Below are 19803 nucleotides of genomic sequence, written 5' to 3'. Positions count from 1 at the left end.
CATGACCCAGGCTATCGGAATTTTAGAACTGACCAGTATCGCCAGGGGAATGGAGCTGGGCGACGTCATGCTGAAAAGCGCGAACGTACAGCTCCTGCTCTGCAGAACCCTTTGTCCCGGGAAATTCCTGCTGATGCTCGGCGGCGACGTCGGCGCCGTGCAACAGGCAATCGCCGCCGGCACGGCGCGCGCCGGGGAGATGCTGGTGGACAGCCTGGTGCTGGCTAACATTCACCCCAGCGTACTGCCGGCGATCAGCGGACTCAACGTGGTCGAGCAGCGGCAGGCGGCGGGGATCGTCGAAACCTGGAGCGTGGCGGCATGCATCAGCGCCGCCGACCGCGCGGTGAAAGCGGCCAACGTCACCCTGGTTCGCGTTCATATGGCGTTTGGTATCGGCGGCAAATGCTACATGGTGGTGGCGGGTGATATCGCCGATGTCGACAACGCCGTCACGGTGGCCAGCGACAGCGCAGGCGAGAAAGGATTACTGGTTTACCGGGCAGTGATCCCGCGACCGCACGATGCGCTGTGGCAACAGCTGATGGAGGGATAATGGAATCGCAAACCCCTACCGAACGCATGATCCAGGAGTATGTCCCGGGTAAACAGGTCACTCTGGCGCATCTCATCGCCAATCCGGGCAAAGATCTGTTCAAAAAGCTGGGCCTGCCGGACGCGGTCTCCGCTATCGGCATCCTTACTATTACCCCAAGTGAGGCATCAATTATCGCCTGCGACATCGCCACCAAATCCGGCGCGGTGGAGATCGGCTTTCTCGATCGCTTCACCGGCGCGGTGGTGTTGACTGGCGATGTCTCCGCGGTGGAGTACGCGCTCAGGCAGGTAACACGCACCCTTGGTGAGCTGATGCGCTTCACCGCCTGCCCGATCACACGGACCTGAGCCCATGAAACGCCTGATGCTAATCGGACCCAGCCAGTGCGGCAAAACCTCGCTGACCCAGGTATTGCGTGGCGAAACCCTGCGTTATCAAAAAACGCAGGCCATCGTCTGGACGCCGACCGCCATCGACACCCCGGGGGAATATCTGGAAAACCGCTGCCTGTACAGCGCGCTGCTCACCAGCGCCTGCGAGGCCGATGTCATCGCGCTGGTACTGAATGCCGATGCGCCCTGGTCACCCTTTTCTCCGGGGTTTACCGCTCCGATGAACCGCCCGGTCATCGGGGTGATCACCAAAGCCGATTTGGCCGCCCCGCCCCGTCTGGAACAGGTCCGGGCATGGCTCGAGGCGGCAGGCGCCGAACATATCTTTATCACCAGCGCGTTAACCGGCGACGGGCTTGATGACCTGCTCGCCTGCCTGAACGCAGAGGAATATCAATGACCTATAAAATCATGGCGATCAACGCCGGCAGCTCCTCCCTGAAATTTCAGCTGCTTAACATGCCGCAGGGAGCGTTGCTCTGCCAGGGGCTGATCGAACGTATTGGCCTGCCCGAGGCCCGCTTCACGCTGAAAACGCCGACGCAGAAATGGCAGGAGACGCTGCCCATCGCCGATCACCATGAGGCAGTGACCCTGCTGCTGGAGGCGCTGACCGGCCGCGGGATCCTGAGCAGCCTGCAGGAGATAGACGGCGTTGGCCACCGCGTCGCCCACGGCGGCGAACGCTTCAAAGACGCCGCGCTGGTCTGCGACGACACCCTGCGGGAGATCGAACGCCTGGCGGAGCTGGCGCCGTTGCATAACCCGGTCAATGCGCTGGGCATACGTCTCTTTCGCCAGCTGTTACCCGCGGTACCGGCGGTGGCAGTTTTTGATACCGCCTTTCACCAGACCCTGGCGCCGGAGGCCTGGCTCTATCCCCTGCCCTGGCGCTATTACGCCGAGCTGGGCATTCGCCGCTACGGTTTTCACGGCACCAGCCATCACTATGTCAGCAGCGCGCTGGCGGAAAAGCTGGGCGTACCGCTGAGCGCCCTGCGGGTAGTGAGCTGCCACCTGGGCAATGGCTGTAGCGTCTGCGCCATCAAAGGCGGGCAGTCGGTGAATACCTCAATGGGCTTTACTCCCCAGTCCGGGGTGATGATGGGCACCCGCAGCGGCGATATCGATCCGTCGATCCTTCCCTGGCTGGTGGAGAAAGAGGGGAAATCCGCCCTGCAGCTCAGCCAGCTGCTGAATAATGAATCCGGGCTGCTGGGCGTCTCCGGCGTGTCCTCTGACTACCGCGACGTCGAACAGGCAGCCGACGCCGGCAACGAAAGGGCGGCTCTGGCGCTGTCGCTGTTTGCCGAACGCATTCGCGCGACTATCGGCAGCTATATCATGCAGATGGGAGGTCTGGACGCGCTGATCTTTACCGGCGGCATAGGCGAGAATTCCGCCCGGGCGCGGGCGACAATCTGCCGCAATTTGCACTTTCTCGGCCTCGCGCTGGACGACGAGAAAAACCAGCGGAGCACGACCTTTATTCAGGCGGATAATGCGCTGGTCAAAGTGGCGGTGATCAACACCAATGAAGAGCTAATGATTGCCCGCGACGTCATGCGTCTTGCATTGCCGCAGGCGCGCGAGCTGACGGTGTCGGCATAAACGACGCGCCTCCTCTTGCGGAGAATCATGGTAACCGGCGGGTCGCCATGCCACTATGCGCCCTGGCGAAGGTAAGCGGAAAGGTGAAAACGTGGCTGTTGCACAATGTCCCGCCTCGTGCGGAGAACTTATCCAGGGCTGGATCCTCGGCAGCGAAAAGCTGGTCTCCTGTCCGGTGGACTGGTACAGCACCGTCGAGGTCGAGACCGGGGTACCGCGAAAAGACGAGCGGCCACTGTCGCGGGCGATGGTCGACCAGCTGCTGGCCCACTGGGGCTACCCCCCAGCGCTGAGCCAGCAGATCCGCATTACCCTGCACTCAACGATCCCGGTGGCCAAAGGGATGGCCAGCAGCACCGCCGATATCGCTGCCACCGCCGTCGCCACCGCCCATCATCTGGGCCATCTACTGGATGAGCCGACGCTGGCGCGCCTGTGCGTCGCGCTGGAGCCTACCGACAGCACCCTGTTTCGCCAGCTGACGCTGTTCGACCATAATACCGCCGCCACGCAAATCGCCTGTCCCCCTCCGCCAGCGCTCGACCTGTTAGTACTGGAGAGCCCGCTGACGCTGCGCACCACCGACTACCACCAGCTGCCGCGCGAGGCGGGTCTGTTGGCTAACGCCTCCCGGCTGCAGCTGGCGTGGGAGAAAGTGCAGCAGGCCTGCCACTGCGGCAGCCCACAGCTGCTGGGCGAAGCGGCGACCATCAGCGCCATCGCCAGCCAGCAGCTGTTGCCCAAACCGGGGTTTGACGCGCTACTGCAACTGGTGGAAAGCGCAGGATTGTATGGCCTTAATGTAGCGCACAGCGGCAGCGTCGTCGGCCTGCTGCTGGACCGCCGTCGTCATGACGTCGAATTTCTGCAATGGCGGCTGGCAGAGAGCGACATCGCCGCCCACTGGCCGCAGCAGCATCTGCTGGCGATGGTGCCCGGGGGCGTCACCCTGCAGTAGGCCTCAGGCCAGCGCCCGGCGCAGCGCCGCCAGCAGCTGGTCGTTTTCGCTGGCGCTACGGATCGCCACCCGGAAATAACGGCTATCCAACCCCGGGTAGTTGGCGCAGCTGCGGATCAGCACATGCTGGCGCAACAGGGCGTATTGCAGGTCAAGCCCTTGCCTGTCGCAGCGCAAGAACAGGTAGTTAGCACGCCCGGGCCACACGGTCAGCCCGGTAATCTCTTTCAGTCGTGAACAGAAACGCGCCCCCTCCTCCTGCAGCCACTGCCAGGTGGCCCGCTGATACGCCCGGTCCTGGAGGATGATCTCTCCGGCCAGGGCGGCATAGGCATTGATGGACCACGGCATTTGTCGCTCGCGCAGCCGGGCCACTGCCTGGGCGTCAGCGTTGAGCAGGTAGCCAAGACGCAGCCCAGGAATGGCATAAAATTTGGTGAGAGAACGCAGAACCCAGACGTGCGGGTGCTGCGCCAGCAGAGGAATAAACCCCGGCTGGTCGGGGATAAAGTCGAGGAAGGCCTCATCGAGGATCAGGCTGATGTTCAGGGCCCGACAGCGCTGCGCAATGGCTTCCAGCAGGCCCCGCTCCGGCAGCAGGCCGGTGGGGTTATTCGGGGTGCAAAGAAACAGGCAGTCCAGCGCCGGAGTCAGGGCATCGAGGATGGCGTCGGTCAGCTGCCAGCCATCGCACTCACGCAGGGCATACTCCACCACCTCGCAGTCCACCGTCTGCAGCGCCCGCCGGTACTCCGCGAAACCAGGAATGACGATCATCGCCCGCCGCGGCTTAAGGCCGTGGACGAGGGTGAAGATCGATTCAGTTTCGCCGTTGCCGGCAAGGATATGCGCCGCCGGCAGCTGATGGTGGGCAGCCAGCGCCTGATGCAGCTGTTGATATTCAACGTCAGGGTAGCGCTCGGCGCAGCCTGGGTTGTCTACGATCGCCTGCCTGAGCGAAGCTGGCATCCCCAGCGGATTGATGTTGGCGCTAAAATCCAGCAGCTCGCCGGGCGCAATACCCAGCAGGGCGGCGGCCTCGCGGATGTTACCGCCATGGGCGCTTTTCAGTAAGGCCATATCCCTTTCCTGTGTGGTTATCCGCGACGGGCCAGCGTCGCGCCGTCGGCGAAGTAGGCTTTAATCCCGGCGAGGATCGACTCGGCTACCTCCTGCTGGAATTTGGCCGTTTTCAGCTTCCGCTCTTCTTCCACGTTACTGATAAACGCCGTCTCCACCAGAATGGAGGGGATATCCGGCGCCTTCAGCACCGCAAAGCCCGCCTGCTCTACCCGATTTTTGTGCAGGTTATTGATATTGCCCATTTTCTCCAGCACCGCCTTGCCAAATTTGAGGCTATCGGCGATGGTGAGGGACTGCACCATATCGAACATGGTGTGGTCGACATAGCGGTCGCCGCTCTTGCTGACCCCACCGATCAGATCCGAGGCATTCTGCGTCTGGGCGAGATATTTTGCCGCGGTACTGGTGGCCCCCCTGGTAGAGAGGGCAAACACTGAGGAACCGCTGGGCTGGCGGCTGGTAAAGGCGTCGGCGTGAATCGACACGAACAGGTCGGCGCGCTGCTTCTGCGCCTTGGCGACACGCACCTTCAACGGGATAAACACGTCTTCGTTGCGGGTCATATAGGCCTTCATATTGCCTTCTTTGTCGATCAGCGCCCGGAGGCGGCGGGCAATCTGCAGCACCACATCTTTCTCGCGGGTGCGATACTTCCCCACGGCGCCGGAGTCTTCGCCGCCGTGTCCGGGATCGAGCATAATGACAATCGGCCGGTCACGCCCGGCTTTGCCCGGCTGCGGTCCGCTTTGCGCCGGCGGCACCTGACGCTCCAGATCGCCTTTGTTGTAATCCTCGAGCAGCGCCAGCAGCGGATCCTGAACATCGGTGGCGTTGGCGGGGTAGAGATCCATCACCAGACGCTCTTTAAAGCCGGCCACCGGCGCGAGGGCAAACAGCTGCGGCTTAACGTTCTGCTTGAGCTCAAAAACCATGCGCACGGTTTGCGGATCAAACTGGCCCACGCGGGCGGACTGAATAAAGGGGTCGTCATCGCGGATCTGCCCCCCCATGCCCTTCAGCACAGAGTTCAGGTTAACCCCTTCCAGATCCACCACCACCCGCTCCGGGTTACTGAGGGCAAACTGCCGGTATTTCAGCACATGATTCGATTCTACCGTGACGCGCGTGTAGGTCGATGCTGGCCAGACGCGAACAGCGACCACCCGCGCATCGGCAGCCAGCCCCACAGGGCTCACGCTCATTAACCACATGGCGCCCGCGCCCTGCAGCAGACGGCGACGGCTTAATCCAGAGTTGTTTCCCGACATGCCACTCCCAAGCAATAAAAACGCATTTGTACCCAAAACAAACAGATTGACCAGAAACTTTAACGAAAGGCATATAACCTGTCATCTATAAAAGGGTAAACATTCATTGACACCCTGCGCCGGGTCACATGTTTTTCGTGGCTTAGCCTAAAATTGGCACTTGCGTTTAACAGCAAAACAGAATAAAAATACAATAATTACGAATAATCATGCATTGAGGGTTTGTCATGGTGAAGGAACGTCGCACTGAACTGGTAGAAGGATTCCGCCATTCTGTTCCCTATATTAATGCCCATCGGGGAAAAACGTTTGTCATCATGCTGGGCGGCGAAGCCATTGAGCATGAAAATTTCTCAAATATTGTCAATGACATAGGATTATTGCATAGCCTGGGCATTCGCCTGGTCGTGGTCTATGGCGCCCGCCCGCAGATTGACGCTAACCTCGCCGAGCACCACCACGAGCCGGTCTATCACAAGCAGACGCGAGTGACTGACGCTAAAACGCTTGAGCTGGTTAAGCAGGCGGCGGGGATGCTGCAGCTGGAGATCACCGCCCGCCTGTCGATGAGCCTCAACAACACCCCGCTGCAGGGGGCCCATATCAACGTTGTCAGCGGCAACTTTATCATCGCCCAGCCGCTGGGCGTCGATGACGGCGTCGATTATTGCCACAGCGGACGCATTCGCCGCATTGACGAAGAGGCGATTCATCGTCAGCTCGACAGCGGCGCCATTGTCCTGATGGGGCCGGTCGCGGTGTCGGTCACCGGCGAGAGCTTTAACCTGACTTCGGAAGAGATCGCCACCCAGCTGGCCATCAAGCTGAAGGCGGAGAAAATGATCGGCTTCTGTTCGTCGCAAGGGGTTTACAACCAGGCCGGGGAAATCGTCTCCGAACTGTTCCCTAATGAGGCGCAGGCCCGCGTCGAAGAGCTGGAAGCGGACGAAGATTATAACTCCGGCACCGTGCGCTTCCTGCGCGGGGCCGTGAAGGCCTGCCGCAGCGGCGTGCGGCGCTGCCACCTGATCAGCTATCAGGAAAATGGCGCGCTGCTGCAGGAGCTGTTCTCACGCGACGGCATCGGCACCCAGATCGTCATGGAGAGCGCGGAGCAGATCCGCCGGGCGACCATCAACGATATCGGCGGTATTCTTGAGCTGATAAGCCCGCTTGAGCAGCAGGGCATCCTGGTGCGCCGCTCCCGCGAGCAGCTGGAGATGGAGATCGACAAATTCACCATTATTCAGCGCGATAACACCACTATCGCCTGCGCTGCCCTCTATCCTTTCCCGGAAGAGAAGATCGGCGAAATGGCCTGCGTGGCGGTGCATCCGGATTACCGGAGCTCGTCGCGGGGAGAGGTGCTGCTGGAGCGTATTGCCGCTCAGGCCAGACAGATGGGACTGAGCAAGCTGTTCGTGCTAACCACCCGCAGCATCCACTGGTTCCAGGAGCGCGGCTTCACGCCGGTGGATATCGACCTGCTGCCGGAGAGTAAAAAGCAGATGTATAACTATCAGCGCCGGTCGAAGGTGCTGATGGCCGACCTCGCTTAAGCCCTTCTTCACCCTTTCTAACGGCCCGGGATAGCGCGACGCTTATCGCTTTATCCTGGGCCGGTCTCCCGCCACTCTTCGCGCCAGCGCTCGTCTGCGGTACGCGGGCTAAATTCCTGGTTTCCGCGCAGACCATTTCTTTCTCGCTGGCTCACCGATATGCTACTGGCTGTCGACAGGACGTCGACTGGCGCCACGGCCGCCACCCGCCCTGCAAGGATCGCTGAAATAATGGAAACCAAACCGAACTGGCTGGTCAGACATATCAACCTCATTACCGCCACGGTCACCCTCTATCCGTGGTTGCTGATGATACTGCTCCTCTGGGATAACCAGCGCCATCATCAGCATGGTTATGCCGCACTCGGCGCCGCCATCGCGATATTATTCCTGCTGGCCCTGACATCCGGCATGAATGTTCTCATCTCCTCGCTGGTGATTTTTGTTGCCCGCTGTTCCTCCCCACCGCTGGCCAGCGGCGCGGCAGTCCGCTTTTGCGCCATGAACTCGATATCGGTGCTCTGGCTCATCCCCCTGGTCTTCAGCTACTGATTTTTCTGCCAGTCCGGGCAACGGGCTGCATTATTTTCCCATCGCCCGGATGCGGCCTCTCAGGGGGCTTCGCGCCCGGCGAAAATCTCCGCCAGGCCGCTGCGCCGCTCGGTGCGCGTCACAATGGCCTGGGAGAGCACCTGCTCGTCGGCATAGAGTGACAATCGCTGTTTCGCACGGGTGATCGCCGTGTAGACCAGTTCGCGGGTCACCAGCGGGACGCTGCGCGCCGGCAGGATCAGCGCCGCATGTTCGAACTCGGAGCCCTGCGATTTATGCACGGTCATCGCCCAGGCGGTATCATGCTCCGGCAGGCGACTCGGTTGCACCGACTTGATGGTGCCGTCGGGCATCAGGAACCACACCCGCAGCTCGCCGTTGCGCTCCAGCGCTATGCCGATATCGCCGTTAAACAGCCCCAGCGCGCTGTCGTTGCGCGATATCATGATCGGTCGGCCGTCATACCAGCGGGAGTGGCGCGGCAGGGCGATCGCCCGCTGGCGGTTGAGCCGCTGCTCCAGCCGCTCATTGACGCCGCTCACGCCGTACGGCCCTTCGCGCAGCGCGCACAGCAGCTGGAATTCGCTGAAAGCGGCCAGCATGGCCTGCGGTTCCGCTCGCTCGCGGCGCAGCTGCAGGTAGCGTTCATAGCCCTGCTGGGCCGCGCCGAGCATGGCCTCGTACTCGTCGGTCGTGCTGAGGGGATGAAGCGCGATATCGTCAAACGGCTGGCGCAGCGTGGCCTTCACCTCCGCGCGCGCGCCAGCATTCACCGCCCGCGCCAGGCTCCCGATGCCGGAGTGACTGCCGAAGCGATAGCTCTTTTGCAGCAGGCACAAGCTGTCTCTCAGCGCGCCAGCGATAGCCCCCTCGCCCGCCGGCACCGGCGAACCGGTCAGCCGGGTCAGCTCCTGCGCCCGCGCGGCAGTGTAGCCCGAGCTCGCCCAGGCGCAGATATCCCCCAGCACCGCCCCCGCTTCCACGGAGGCCAGCTGGTCGCGATCGCCGAGGAAAATCACCCGCCCGTGGGCCGGCAGCGCGTCGATAAGCCGCGACATCATCGGCAGGTCAATCATCGAGGCTTCATCCACGACCAGCACATCCAGATGCAGCGGGTTGCCGGCGTGATAGCGCATGCGCTGGCTGCCGGGCTGGGCGCCCAGCAGACGATGCAGCGTGCTGGCCTCGGTGGGAATTAACGCTTTCTGCGCATCGGTCAGCGGCAGCTTTCTCAGCGCCGCGCCCAGCGATTCGGTCAGGCGCGCCGCCGCTTTCCCCGTCGGTGCCGCCAGGCGAATACGACAGCGTGGACTGTCGTCAATCTGGATCAGCGCCGCCAGAAGCTTCGCCACGGTGGTGGTTTTCCCGGTCCCGGGACCACCGGAGATCACCGAGATACGGCGGGTCAGCGCCACCGCCGCGGCCACTTTTTGCCAGTCGGTTTCGCCAGTGGCGGGAAACAGCGCATTTAGCGTTGACGCCAGCCGCGCCTCATCCATCTCCAGCACCCGGTTGGCTTCGTTAAAGAAGCGGGCGACGGTCAGCTCGTTGCGCCACATCCGGTTCAGATAGAGCCGGTCGCCGCACAAAATCATCGGCGCCGGAGCATCGCCGCAGCTCACCGCCGACGAAGCGAGCAGCAGCGCGGGCCAGTCCTCCGGCGCGCCGGCTTCGGCCAGCAGCCGATCGCGGATCTCCCCCGCTTTTCCGCTCAGCGCCTCGTCGCCGCTCAACCGCGACAGCGGCAGGCAAACGTGCCCCTCGCCAGCATCCCGGCTCAGCAAGGCCGCCGCCAGCATGACCGCCGGCGGGTCGTTTTGCGCCACCATCAGGGCAAACTGGACGTCCAGCGGCCGCAGCAGACGCTGCTCCACCGCAGCCAGCAGTAATTGTTCGAAAGTCATGAGGCCTCCTCCTGAGTTTCTCCGGCAAAAAGCTGATCCAAACCGTCAATCAGCGGTCTCACCGGCCGGGTGGTGAAGATCCCCTGCCCCCCCTCCTGCCCGTCCATGCCGCGCAGGAAAAGATAAATCACGCCGCCGAAGTGGCGGTCATAGTCATAATCGGCCAGCCGGTGGCGCAGATAGCGGTGCAGCGCCAGGCTGTACAACTGATACTGCAGATCGTAGCGGTGGGCACGCATCGCCTGCTCCATTGCCGGCCGGGTGTAGGCCTCGCGGTCTTCCCCCAGCCAGTTGGATTTGTAATCCAGCAGGTAATAACGGCCTTCGTGGCGGAAGACCAGATCGATAAAGCCCTTCAGCATGCCACGCACCTGGCGGAAATCCAGCGGTGGCGTGTCGGCGGAGAGGGGATCGTACTGGCGGATAAGCGCGTCAAGGCGCTCCGCCGTCAGCAGCTGAGCGATAGGCAGATAAAACGCCATCTCCACCTGTTTATCCCGCGCCGCAAGCTGATTGAGCGCAATATCCGCTCCCGGCAGGCGAGTCTTCAGCACGCCCCCCAGCCAGTCGGTCAGCACCGGCGCCCACTGCGCGTCAAACCCGCTCAGCTGCAGCTTCTCCGCCATCCATCCGTCCGGCACCGGCTGGGTGAAGTCCAGCTCCTCAAACAGGCTGTGCAGGAAGGTCCCCGGCGCGGCGCCGCGCGGAAACTGGTGCGGAGTCAGCTGCGGCTCTTCCACGACTTCGCCGACGCCGGCGGCATCGACATCCAGACGCGGCAGCAGATCCTGCCCGCCGCTGAAACCATGCTGTTGCAGTCCGGAGTAGCTGGTCACCCGCCAGTCGTCGGCGATGCGGCGCTGCAGCTCGCGCGCCGACAGCGGGGGGATGGTCGCCGCGGGCGCCTGCCACGGGGTCAGATCCAGCTCGCCCGGTCTCTGCAATGCAATATCGCCATGACAGAAGTCCGCCAGCCGCGCGGCCAGCCCGGCGGCGTCCATGGCTTCGCCCGCCTGCAACAGCCGCCCCAGCGCGCTGAGGTGGAAATCGCTGTTGCCGGATTTCCGGCTGCTGAGCGGCGCCACGCCGAGGCTGCAGTGCCAGACCGCACGGGTCAGGGCGACGTACAGCAGGCGCAGATCTTCCGCCAGCCGTTCCGCCTCCGCCAGCTCGAGGCTGGCCTCATCCTGGCCCAGATCCAGTACCGCCGCGAACGTCTCGCGATCGTGGTAGAACGCCTGGTCCTGTTTACGAAACCGGGCGATAAACGGCAGCCAGACCAGGGGGTATTCCAGCCCTTTTGACTTGTGAATGGTGACAATTTGCACCAGGTGCTTATCGCTTTCGAGACGCATCTGCTGGCTGGCGGCGTTGCTGTCCGGCTCGGCGATATGCTGCGCCAGCCAGCGCACCAGGGCATGCTCGCTTTCCAGCTGGCTGGCCGCCTCCTGCAGCAGTTCGCTGATATGCAGAATGTCGGTTAAGCGCCGCTCGCCGCCGCGGGTCGCCAGCAGATTCTCGGCGATATGCCGGGCCGTCATCAACGCCCGCAGCATCGGCATCACTCCGCGCTGACGCCAGATCTGGCGGTATTCGCTGAACTCTTCCACCAGCGCGTCCCACGCCTGCTCATCCTGGTTCAGGTTTTCAATATCCAGCGCGGTCAGGCCAAACATCGAGGTCGCCAGCGCGCTGCGCAGGGTATTTTCCCGCTCCGGGGCCAGCACCGCCTGCAGCAGCCAGAGCAGCTCCTGGGCCTCCAGCGTCTCAAAAACGCTGTCACGGTTAGAGAGGTAGACCGAGGGGATGCCCAGCGTCTGCAGCGCTTCACGCACCTGCGCCGCCTCCAGCCGGTTGCGCACCAGCACGGTGATATCCGAGGCCTGCACCGGGCGCGAGGTTTCCCCGCGCCACAGCAGCGCGCGCCCCTGCTGCCCGGCGCTCAGCCAGTCGCGGATCTGCGTGGCGCAGAGCTGCGCCATAAACGTTTGATAATCGCCAGACCCGACGGTGTCGCCGGGCATCAGCCAGACGTTCATCGCCGGTACGTCCGCCGCGTCAACGGTAAAGCGCAGCCCCTGATTCTTTGCCGCCGCCTTCACCGGCAGAAACGGGATCTCGCGGAACATGAAGGGGTTATCGCTGAGGCTGAACAGCCGATTGACGCTGCCCACCATGCCCGGCGAGGAGCGCCAGTTGGTATCGAGGGTGTAGTGCGCGGCAACGTCGCCGCGCGCTTTCATATAGGTAAAGATATCGGCGCCGCGAAAGGCGTAGATGGCCTGCTTCGGATCGCCGATCAGCAGCAGCGCCGTCTCCGGCTGCCGGCGCCAGATGCGGCGAAAAATCCGGTACTGCTGGGGGTCGGTGTCCTGAAATTCATCGATCATCGCCACCGGAAAACGCTGGCGAATGGCGCTGGCCAGCGTCTCGCCGCTGTCGCCGCGCAGCGCCTCGTCAAGCCGGCTGAGCATATCGTCAAACCCCAGCTCGCCGCGGCGGCGCTTTTCGCGGGCGACCGCATCGCGGATCTCGACCATCGCTCTCGCCAGCACCAGATCGGTGAGCGTCAGCGAGGAGGCCAGCAGCGACTCTACGGCGCTAAACAGCGGGTGCACCGGCGGTTCGCCACCGGCTTTGGTGCGCTCGAGCAGAAACGACTGGGCAAATTTCTCCAGCGCGTCGGGCAGCTGGTAGCTTAACGTCTCTTCCTGCGCCCAGGCGTTCACTTTCTCAAGCCATTTGCCCTGGTTGCCACGATTGTATTTCCGCCGGTCGAGCCCGGAATTTTCCAGCACGCCTTCGATCTCGCCCACCTGCTCGCGCCACTGCTGCTTGAGCGAGTCAATGCGGCCGATGATCTGCTGATGGCGTTCAGCCAGCGTCTCGTCGGGGGCCGGCGGCGACTTAAGCTGCGGCGCTTCGCCCTGCAGCCAGCGGTCAAGAGACTTCAGCAGATCGCGCGGCCCTTTCCAGACGTCGTGGATCACCGCCGCGATATCGCGGGTCAGCGGATAGCAGTGGCGGCGCCAGAAGTCAGCGCAGGCCTGATAGCGCAGGCGGGATTCATCCTCGATCAGTTGCTGCTCGAACAGCATGCCCGACTCGAAGGCGTTAAGGCTCAGCATCCGTTGGCAAAAGCCGTGGATGGTGAATACCGCCGCCTCGTCCATCTGCCGTTCAGCCAGCAGCAGCGTCTTCGCGGCGTCGTCTTTATCATCGATCTCCGCCAGCAGCGCGCTGTAGAGCGGATTGTCGGATTCGCCGCGCAGGCAGGCGATGCGCAGTTCGTGGATGTTGCTGCGGATACGCCCGCGCAGCTCTTCGGTCGCCGCCTCGGTAAAGGTCACCACCAGCAGCTCTTCAACGCTGATAGCGCGGGAATAGGCGGACTCGCCGCCCAGCCCCAGCAGCAGCCGCAGATACAGCGCGGCGATGGTAAAGGTTTTTCCGGTGCCCGCAGAGGCTTCTATCAGGCGCTCGCCCCTCAGGGGCAAGCGCAGGGGATCCAAAGACTCAGCGGTGTCGGTCATTCATTCTCTCGCATCAGGGGTAAGGATTGCTGCAATGCGCTGACGTTTTCCCACACTTTGCCGCCTTTCGGCTGGGCATAGTCCGCTTTGCCATTCTGGCTACCGGAAATCTGGGACAATATCGTCATGCCCTGCGGATCCACCACCGTCTGGTGGAAGAAGTCGGCAAGTTTTTGCGGCGTCAGCAGTTTAATCTGAGCCACTACTTTATCACGTGAATCAAAACGCATATTACCGCGATCGAAATCTTTGCTCAGTTTCGAGGCTTCATCGCCCAGCGTCTGCGGCGCCTGCAGCATCTGGCTTATCACCGCCTGCTGGAGCTGAGCAAACTCTTCCGGCTTCATCGCCCGCAGCTTCGCCTCCGCGGTGGGAAAGAAGGCCTGGAACCGCTGCCAGAGGAAGGCCGGCTGCTTATCGCTACTCTGCAGCAGGAAGCCCATGCCCCACTGGCGCCCCACGTTCATCGGGAAGGCAAAGACCGCATAGCCGAGCTGCTCTTCGGTACGCAGCTGGTTGTAGAACCACGGCTGAATAATCTGCCCCAGCAGGGTGCTGGCGGCGGTGCTGCTGAACTCATCCACGTTGGGCGGCGCGAACACCGCGGCCAGCGCGGAGTCGGTGCTGTTGCCCGCTTTGTTGAAGATCGCCAGCTGCTGCCGGTTCACCACCACGTCTTTATTACGGCACCATTCGTTGCCGTCGGCGCCCAGCTGCTGCTGGATCTGGCGGGCCAGCGTCGTGGCGGCATCGGAGGTCATATTGCCGATCACCATCAGTTCAGGACGCCCCTTGGTTTTCAGGTTGGCGCGGTAGTCGAGCACCTCTTTAAGGGTGATGGAGGGCAGCAGCGCCCGGCGCACTTCGCGCTGGAAGTACGGCACCTGGGAGACCATCTGGATCGGCATTATCGCCTGATCGTAGGCTTTGCCTTTCTCGGCGGAGTCCATCATCTGCGCATACCAGGATTTGGCCTGCTCCAGCTGCTCCTCGGTCGGCGTATAGCTGAAGTATCCCTGCAACAGATCGCTGAACAGTGCCGGAAGGTGCTGGGTATAGCCGTTGGCATTAACCATTAATCCGTTATTAGCGCCGGTGGAGAACGAAATGCCGCCGACCGCCGCCTGGTTACTGAGCTGATCGAGGGCGATGCCGGCGAGATAATCGTTGAGGGCAAACATCACCTGCCGGCGAGCGCTGTCCATCGCCTGGGGATTACGCAGCACCAGGGAGATATCCGCCTTCGGCTCGCTGGCAAAATACTGGCTCGGGGCATACACCACCCGCAGCGTCGGTTCATCAAGGATCAGCTGCGGATGCGGCCAGGCTTTATCGCTTTTGATGAGGGTGAAATCATCCGGAATATAGGGGTTGAGCACCGGCAGCTGTAGCTGGATGGCCTGCGATTTTTGCTGCCAGTCAGCGAACGTCTGCTCGCTAATCTTATCCACCTGATACGGCGCATCGACAAAATAGGCCGTCTTGTTATGCGGCTCCTGGGGGCTGATATACCAGATACGGGCGTTCTGCGGGGTCATCATCGCCAGCCGATCTTTGATCGCCTGCGGGTCGTACTGGTCGGCAATATTCACCACGTCCAGCGCATGCTCGACCGGCACCCGGATCATGGTATCCGCCAGCCATTCCACGTAGTCCATGTCGCGGTTGATCGACGGATAGCGGAAATCCAGCGCCAGCACATGCGCCAGTTCATCGAAGTACCGTTTGTCGATGCCCTGAGTACGCAGGAGGTCGAGATAGCTGAAAATGGCCGCCGTCACTTCGTCGCGGTGCGCCAGGCCTTTATCGGTGAGGGTGGCAGAGATCGCCAGCACACCGCTGTTGCCGTTTACCACCGGATCGGAATCGGCGCGGATACCTTCCGCCAGCCCCTGCTTTTGCAGCCAGTCGGAGAGCGTGCCCGGGCTGCGGTTGCCGATGAGATAGGTGACCAGCTCATCGGTTTTGCTGCGGAAGCGATCGCTGTTGTTGTCGATGCGAAACTCGACGCGCAGCACTTTGCGCGGCATCGCCGGCACATAGTGAATAATGATGCCTTTTTGCGCATCCGTTACCACCGGGACGGTAATTTCCGGCCTGCTGATCTGACGATTCGGCACGCGGCCAAAGGTGTCAGCAGCCATCCGCGCCAGCGCCGGCAACGGCTTGTTGCTGTAGATCACCGCTTTCATCAGGTTGGCGGAGTACCAGCTATCGCGGAAGGTATGCAGCGCGTCAAGTACCGGGCTGCCGGGCTTATCGCTGAGCGTCTCGAGGTTACCACCGGAGAAGTGGGCCGCCGGGTGGGCCGGGTTGATGGTCTCCGCGCTGACCTGGGCCATGCGCATCCCGTCTCGCGTCCGGGCCATCGTCAGTTCGGCGTTGACCGCGTTACGTTCGCGATCGGCATATTTCTTATCCAGCAGCGGCGCGGCGATGGCGTCGGCCAGGCGGTCTACGGCCCCGTCCAGCGCATCATTTTCCACTTCGAGATAAAACGCGGTGCGGTAAGGCGCGGTGCTGGCGTTATGGCTGCCGCCGTGCAGTTTAAGAAACTCTGCAAGGCTGTCAGGCTGGGGATATTTTTGCGACCCCATCAGCGTCATATGTTCCAGAAAATGCGCCAGCCCCTGATGATCGGCCGGATCCTGCAGGGATCCCACCGGCACCACCAGCGCCGACAGCGATTTCACCGCCTGCGGATCGGAAACCAGCAGCACGACCATGTCGTTATCAAGGCGGATCGCCTGATACTGACGCGTATCTTTTTCGCTTTTGCGGATCGTCTCCTGAATCGGCTGCCATCCGGTGTCGGCCTGACTAAACGGCGCCCAGAGGGCGGCCAGCACAACAAAAACCTTGAACCATAAACTGCGGGGCATTCACGAACCTCATCATTAACAAACTTGCGCTGCACAGCGTGCAGCCTTTTATGTCCATCAGTCCGTGATACGTTGCGCATAATAAATGAACCGCCATTCACTGCGCAATTTTTATACTATTTAAATTTGTGTGGACTGATGGTAACGATATAGCGGTAACAGATAACGCTGCGTCTGAGCAATAATTTCTTCGTAATGCGCCGGCTCCAGCGAACGCCACAGGCGTTGATACCAGATATCGGCGCCCTCCCCGCTGACCACCATATTACCTTCGTAGGTCTGCAGGAATTTGCTCCGCGCTTTCTGCTGCGTCTCTTCGTCCATTAAGATGACATCCTTTTCGGCGTCGTAACAGGCTTTCAGCCAGGCGCCACCGCTTTCCGGCAGCAGCAGCAGCGGCTGCGACATCCCCAGCAAATAGCCATCCACCAGCGCATTAAGGTACGCCTGCGCCTCGGCGGGCGCCAGCGCCGGGAAGCGCCACTCTCCCTCTTTCCGCACAAACAGCCGGCTCTCGCCGGTGCCGCCGCTGGCACAGTAGACAAGGTGTTCCAGCCAAAGTTGCATCCCCTGGGAGACGCTCAGCAGCGAAGGCCGCCAGCGCAGCAGACCGTCCGGCTGCACCTGCTGCAGCCAGCCGGTCAGGTTCACGCCGCCGCACTGCAGATCGATCTCCATGCTCTGCGCCTGCTGGCGCTCGGCCATCACCCGCTCGGCCAGCGCCTGCATCTCCAGGCGCTGCGTCTCCCAGACCAGCTCGCCAAAGGCGCCATACGGTAGCTCGCCCGCGGCGCGGAAGCGGCGGAACATGGCTGAGACGTCCTGCTCCTCGATAAGCGTATTGAGCAGTTGCTGATTCAGTTGATAACGGCTCAGCCCTTCAAGAGTGAAGGGCTCGTCGTCTGGAATATCGTCCTCTTCGGCGCGGAAATTGACCCGCAGACGCTGCTGAAAGAACGCGCGAACCGGGTGCTGCCAGAAGCGTAAGAGCTGCTCGAACGGCAGGCTGTCAATCGGCGGCGCGGTGAGCGGCTGTATAAAATCGCTATGCGCCTCTCCCTGCTGGCCGGCGGCGGCCAGCCATTCACGAGCGTAGCTCTTGTTCTCGTCTTCCTGGAAATTAGCGACGTCGAACGGCATGCGCGTATGCAGATGGGTGATATGGGCTTTGACCCGGGCTTCGCTGGCGTCGCAGTCAAGCTCCTCGTCGCCAGCGAGACAGTGGCTCTGGCCGATATAATCCACCAGCTCCTGCACCAGCACCGAGGGAAAGCGCTCGCTGTTGTCCTGAATCGAACGGCCGATGTAGCTGATATACAGCGTCTGTTCGGCGGACATCAGCGCTTCGAGGAACAGATAGCGGTCATCATCGCGCCGGCTGCGGTCGCCGCGCTGCGGCTTCTGGCTCATCAAATCAAAGCCCAGCGGCGGCAGCGTTCGCGGATAAACCCCGTCGTTCATCCCCAGCAGGCAAACCACTTTGAAAGGAATAGAGCGCATCGGCATCAGGGTGCAGATGTTGACCGGGCCAGCAAGAAAGCGCTGGCTGATCCGCTGCTGATCGAGACGCTGGGCCAGCTCATCGCGCAGTAGCGTCAGCGGCACCTGGTCGCCATACTGTGCTTCCAGACCGCTATCAATAACCGCCAGCCATTGTTGCTCAATCAGTGCCAGCGCCGCTTCGGTCTCGCTGTCCGGCAGGAAAAAGTCATTCAGCAGATCGCGACAGACCGGCAGCCACTCCGCCAGCGGCCTCTGCTGGGCAAGGCCGCGTCGCCACAGATTAAGCTGCATCAGCAGCGACGCGAGGTTGCCCACCAGTTCGGCTATCAAACCGCTGGATTCGTCATACGGCAGCACCGACTGCCACTCTCCCTCGCGGCTGTCCATGGCGTAGCCCAACAGCATACGGGTGAGGCCGAACCGCCAGGTATGCTGCCCGGTCGCAGGCAGGTCCAGCTCGCGGACGTTGTCGTCATCCATTCCCCAGCGGACGCCGGACTCGTTCACCCACTGGCGCAGGTAGCGCAGCCCTTCTTCCGTGATATTAAAGCGCGCCGCCAGCACCGGCACGTCCAGCAGCGCCAGCACATCTTCGCTGGCGAAGCGGCTGTCCGGCAGCGAGAGCAGCGTGATAAACGCCTGCAGCACCGGGTGCGACTCGCGGGCGCGACGGTCGGAGATCGCCCACGGCAACCAGCGATCGCCGCTGGCCGCGCCAAACACCGCCTGAATATAGGGACTGTAGCTGTCGATATCCGCCACCATGACGATGATATCCCGCGGGGTGAGCGTCGGATCCGCCTCCAGCATCGCCAGTAGCCGATCGTGCAGAACCTCCACTTCGCGCTGCGGACTGTGGCAGACGTGAATGCTCAGGCTGCGGTCATCCAGCGCCAGCGGACGTTTGTCGCGACTGTGGGCGAACGCCTCTGCGCTCTGCCCGGCCACCGCCGCGTTGCGCAGTTCGAGGATATCCGATTGCAGGTTATGCAACAGGTTATCGGGGGCAATATCGACAAAGGCGTCCAGCTCCTCATAGCGCTCCAGCCCCGCCAACAGGTAGATATAGTCGCGCCCCAGTTTGCCCCAGGAGGCGAGCAACGGGTTGCCGACATCCTGTTCCCCAGCGTCATTAAACAACCCCGGCGCCTGCTCGGTGTCGCGAAACAGGGGTAGCGCGCGCGCCTCGCGGTGATGGCGCCGCTGGCGCGACAGCAGCTTCGCCAGGAACGCCGGATCCTTAATGTCTCCCCAGTAGTAGCGGCAGGGGTTGGTAAACAATACGTAGACATCGACATGCTTACCCAGCGCCTGCAGGGCCTGAAGATAGACCGGCGGCAGCGCGGAAATCCCGCAGATGAAGACGCGCGACGGCAGCCCGGCGGGCGGTTCGTCCGCTTTTTCCAGGGTACTGATAAAGCGCTGGTAGAGATTGGCGCGGTGCCACTGCGGTTGCCCCAGCTCGGCGGTATAGCTCACCAGCGCCTGCCACAGCGGCGCCTGCCACTGCTGGGCATCGCCGAGACCTTCCACCCGCTGGCCGGCCTCCCAGCGCATCAGCCACTCCGGGCGATAGACGAGGTACTGGTCATAGAGGTCCGCCACCCGGGCGGCGAGTTGAAACAGTTTGCGCTTGTCGCCGTCATCGCTCAGATACTGGCGCAGCAAGATAAAATCGTCTTCCTCCAGGTGCTGCGGCAGGAGGGTCATCAGCTTCCAGCTCATGCTCTGCTTGCTGAAGGCGCTTTCGCCAGGAATATCTTTCAGGACGCGCACGAACATGTCCCAGATAAAGCTCGCCGGCAGCGGGAACTCGATATTGGCGGCAATTCCGAAGCGCGAGGCCAGGGTCATCTGCAGCCACTGCGCCATACCGGTACTCTGCACCAGCACCATTTCGGCCTGAAAAGGGTCATCCAGCCGCTGGCGCTCGACGATAAATTCCATCAACGCCTCGAGAACATCCAGCCGGTTTGAGTGGTATACCCTTAACATAATT

Annotated in this window: 13 protein-coding genes; 7 read left to right on the top strand and 6 right to left on the bottom strand. The window is 62.1% G+C overall.

Annotation, left to right across the window (positions count from 1 at the left end; translation table 11 throughout):
- The first annotated feature begins 1 nt into the window (after position 1).
- The 5 genes from pduT (at position 2) to FHW76_RS16725 (ending at position 3520) form a co-directional block, all read left to right on the top strand.
- Positions 2–556, top strand: a complete 555-nt coding sequence (gene pduT, locus FHW76_RS16745; RefSeq protein WP_012967293.1) for a propanediol utilization microcompartment protein PduT — start codon at positions 2–4, stop codon at positions 554–556.
- Positions 556–906 carry a propanediol utilization microcompartment protein PduU gene (gene pduU / locus FHW76_RS16740; RefSeq protein ID WP_023323227.1) on the top strand — a complete coding sequence of 117 codons (351 nt, stop codon included), beginning with the start codon at positions 556–558 and terminating at the stop codon, positions 904–906. The genes pduT and pduU overlap by 1 nt, the downstream gene beginning before the upstream one ends.
- A gap of 4 nt (positions 907–910) precedes the next feature.
- The gene (gene pduV, locus FHW76_RS16735) at positions 911–1351 is read left to right on the top strand and encodes a propanediol utilization protein PduV (protein ID WP_039102519.1); all 441 of its coding nucleotides are present in this window, start codon (positions 911–913) and stop codon (positions 1349–1351) included.
- A complete protein-coding gene (locus FHW76_RS16730) occupies positions 1348–2562 on the top strand; it encodes an acetate/propionate family kinase (protein WP_064160582.1) in 1215 nt (404 codons plus the stop codon). Before pduV ends, FHW76_RS16730 begins: the two co-directional genes overlap by 4 nt.
- 91 nt (positions 2563–2653) lie before the next feature.
- Entirely contained in the window at positions 2654–3520 is an 867-nt protein-coding gene (locus tag FHW76_RS16725) for an L-threonine kinase (protein ID WP_032691454.1), read from the top strand.
- Positions 3521–3523: 3 nt separating this feature from the next.
- On the opposite strand, the gene cobD is transcribed toward FHW76_RS16725, so the two are convergent.
- Together cobD and amiC are read right to left on the bottom strand one after the other, a co-directional pair.
- Entirely contained in the window at positions 3524–4600 is a 1077-nt protein-coding gene (gene cobD, locus FHW76_RS16720; protein ID WP_049011211.1) for a threonine-phosphate decarboxylase CobD, read from the bottom strand.
- A gap of 17 nt (positions 4601–4617) precedes the next feature.
- On the bottom strand, positions 4618–5871 hold the full coding sequence (gene amiC / locus FHW76_RS16715; RefSeq protein WP_008806319.1) for an N-acetylmuramoyl-L-alanine amidase AmiC: 1254 nt from the start codon (positions 5869–5871) through the stop codon (positions 4618–4620).
- A gap of 227 nt (positions 5872–6098) precedes the next feature.
- On the opposite strand from amiC, the gene argA reads away from it, so the two are divergent.
- Together argA and FHW76_RS16705 are read left to right on the top strand one after the other, a co-directional pair.
- Positions 6099–7430 carry an amino-acid N-acetyltransferase gene (gene argA, locus FHW76_RS16710; RefSeq protein ID WP_004149616.1) on the top strand — a complete coding sequence of 444 codons (1332 nt, stop codon included), beginning with the start codon at positions 6099–6101 and terminating at the stop codon, positions 7428–7430.
- A 231-nt stretch (positions 7431–7661) separates the two neighbouring features.
- Positions 7662–7982 carry a hypothetical protein gene (locus FHW76_RS16705; protein ID WP_039102521.1) on the top strand — a complete coding sequence of 107 codons (321 nt, stop codon included), beginning with the start codon at positions 7662–7664 and terminating at the stop codon, positions 7980–7982.
- Between the two features lie 59 nt (positions 7983–8041).
- On the opposite strand, the gene recD is transcribed toward FHW76_RS16705, so the two are convergent.
- The 4 genes from recD to recC all read right to left on the bottom strand — a co-directional run bounded on the left by recD (position 8042) and on the right by recC (position 19799).
- Positions 8042–9886 carry an exodeoxyribonuclease V subunit alpha gene (gene recD / locus FHW76_RS16700; RefSeq protein ID WP_071583165.1) on the bottom strand — a complete coding sequence of 615 codons (1845 nt, stop codon included), beginning with the start codon at positions 9884–9886 and terminating at the stop codon, positions 8042–8044.
- The gene (recB, locus tag FHW76_RS16695) at positions 9883–13419 is read right to left on the bottom strand and encodes an exodeoxyribonuclease V subunit beta (RefSeq protein ID WP_183476846.1); all 3537 of its coding nucleotides are present in this window, start codon (positions 13417–13419) and stop codon (positions 9883–9885) included. The genes recD and recB overlap by 4 nt, the downstream gene beginning before the upstream one ends.
- Positions 13416–16301, bottom strand: a complete 2886-nt coding sequence (gene ptrA / locus FHW76_RS16690; RefSeq protein ID WP_032733765.1) for a pitrilysin — start codon at positions 16299–16301, stop codon at positions 13416–13418. Before ptrA ends, recB begins: the two co-directional genes overlap by 4 nt.
- A gap of 120 nt (positions 16302–16421) precedes the next feature.
- Positions 16422–19799, bottom strand: a complete 3378-nt coding sequence (gene recC, locus FHW76_RS16685) for an exodeoxyribonuclease V subunit gamma (protein WP_012967287.1) — start codon at positions 19797–19799, stop codon at positions 16422–16424.
- Between the last annotated feature and the right edge of the window lie 4 nt (positions 19800–19803).

It is taken from the genome of Klebsiella sp. RC2, assembly GCF_014192815.1.
Classification (GTDB): Bacteria; Pseudomonadota; Gammaproteobacteria; order Enterobacterales; family Enterobacteriaceae; genus Klebsiella; species Klebsiella variicola.
Note: the sequence above shows the minus strand (reverse complement) of the source record. Positions and strands in the feature narration are given on the sequence as shown.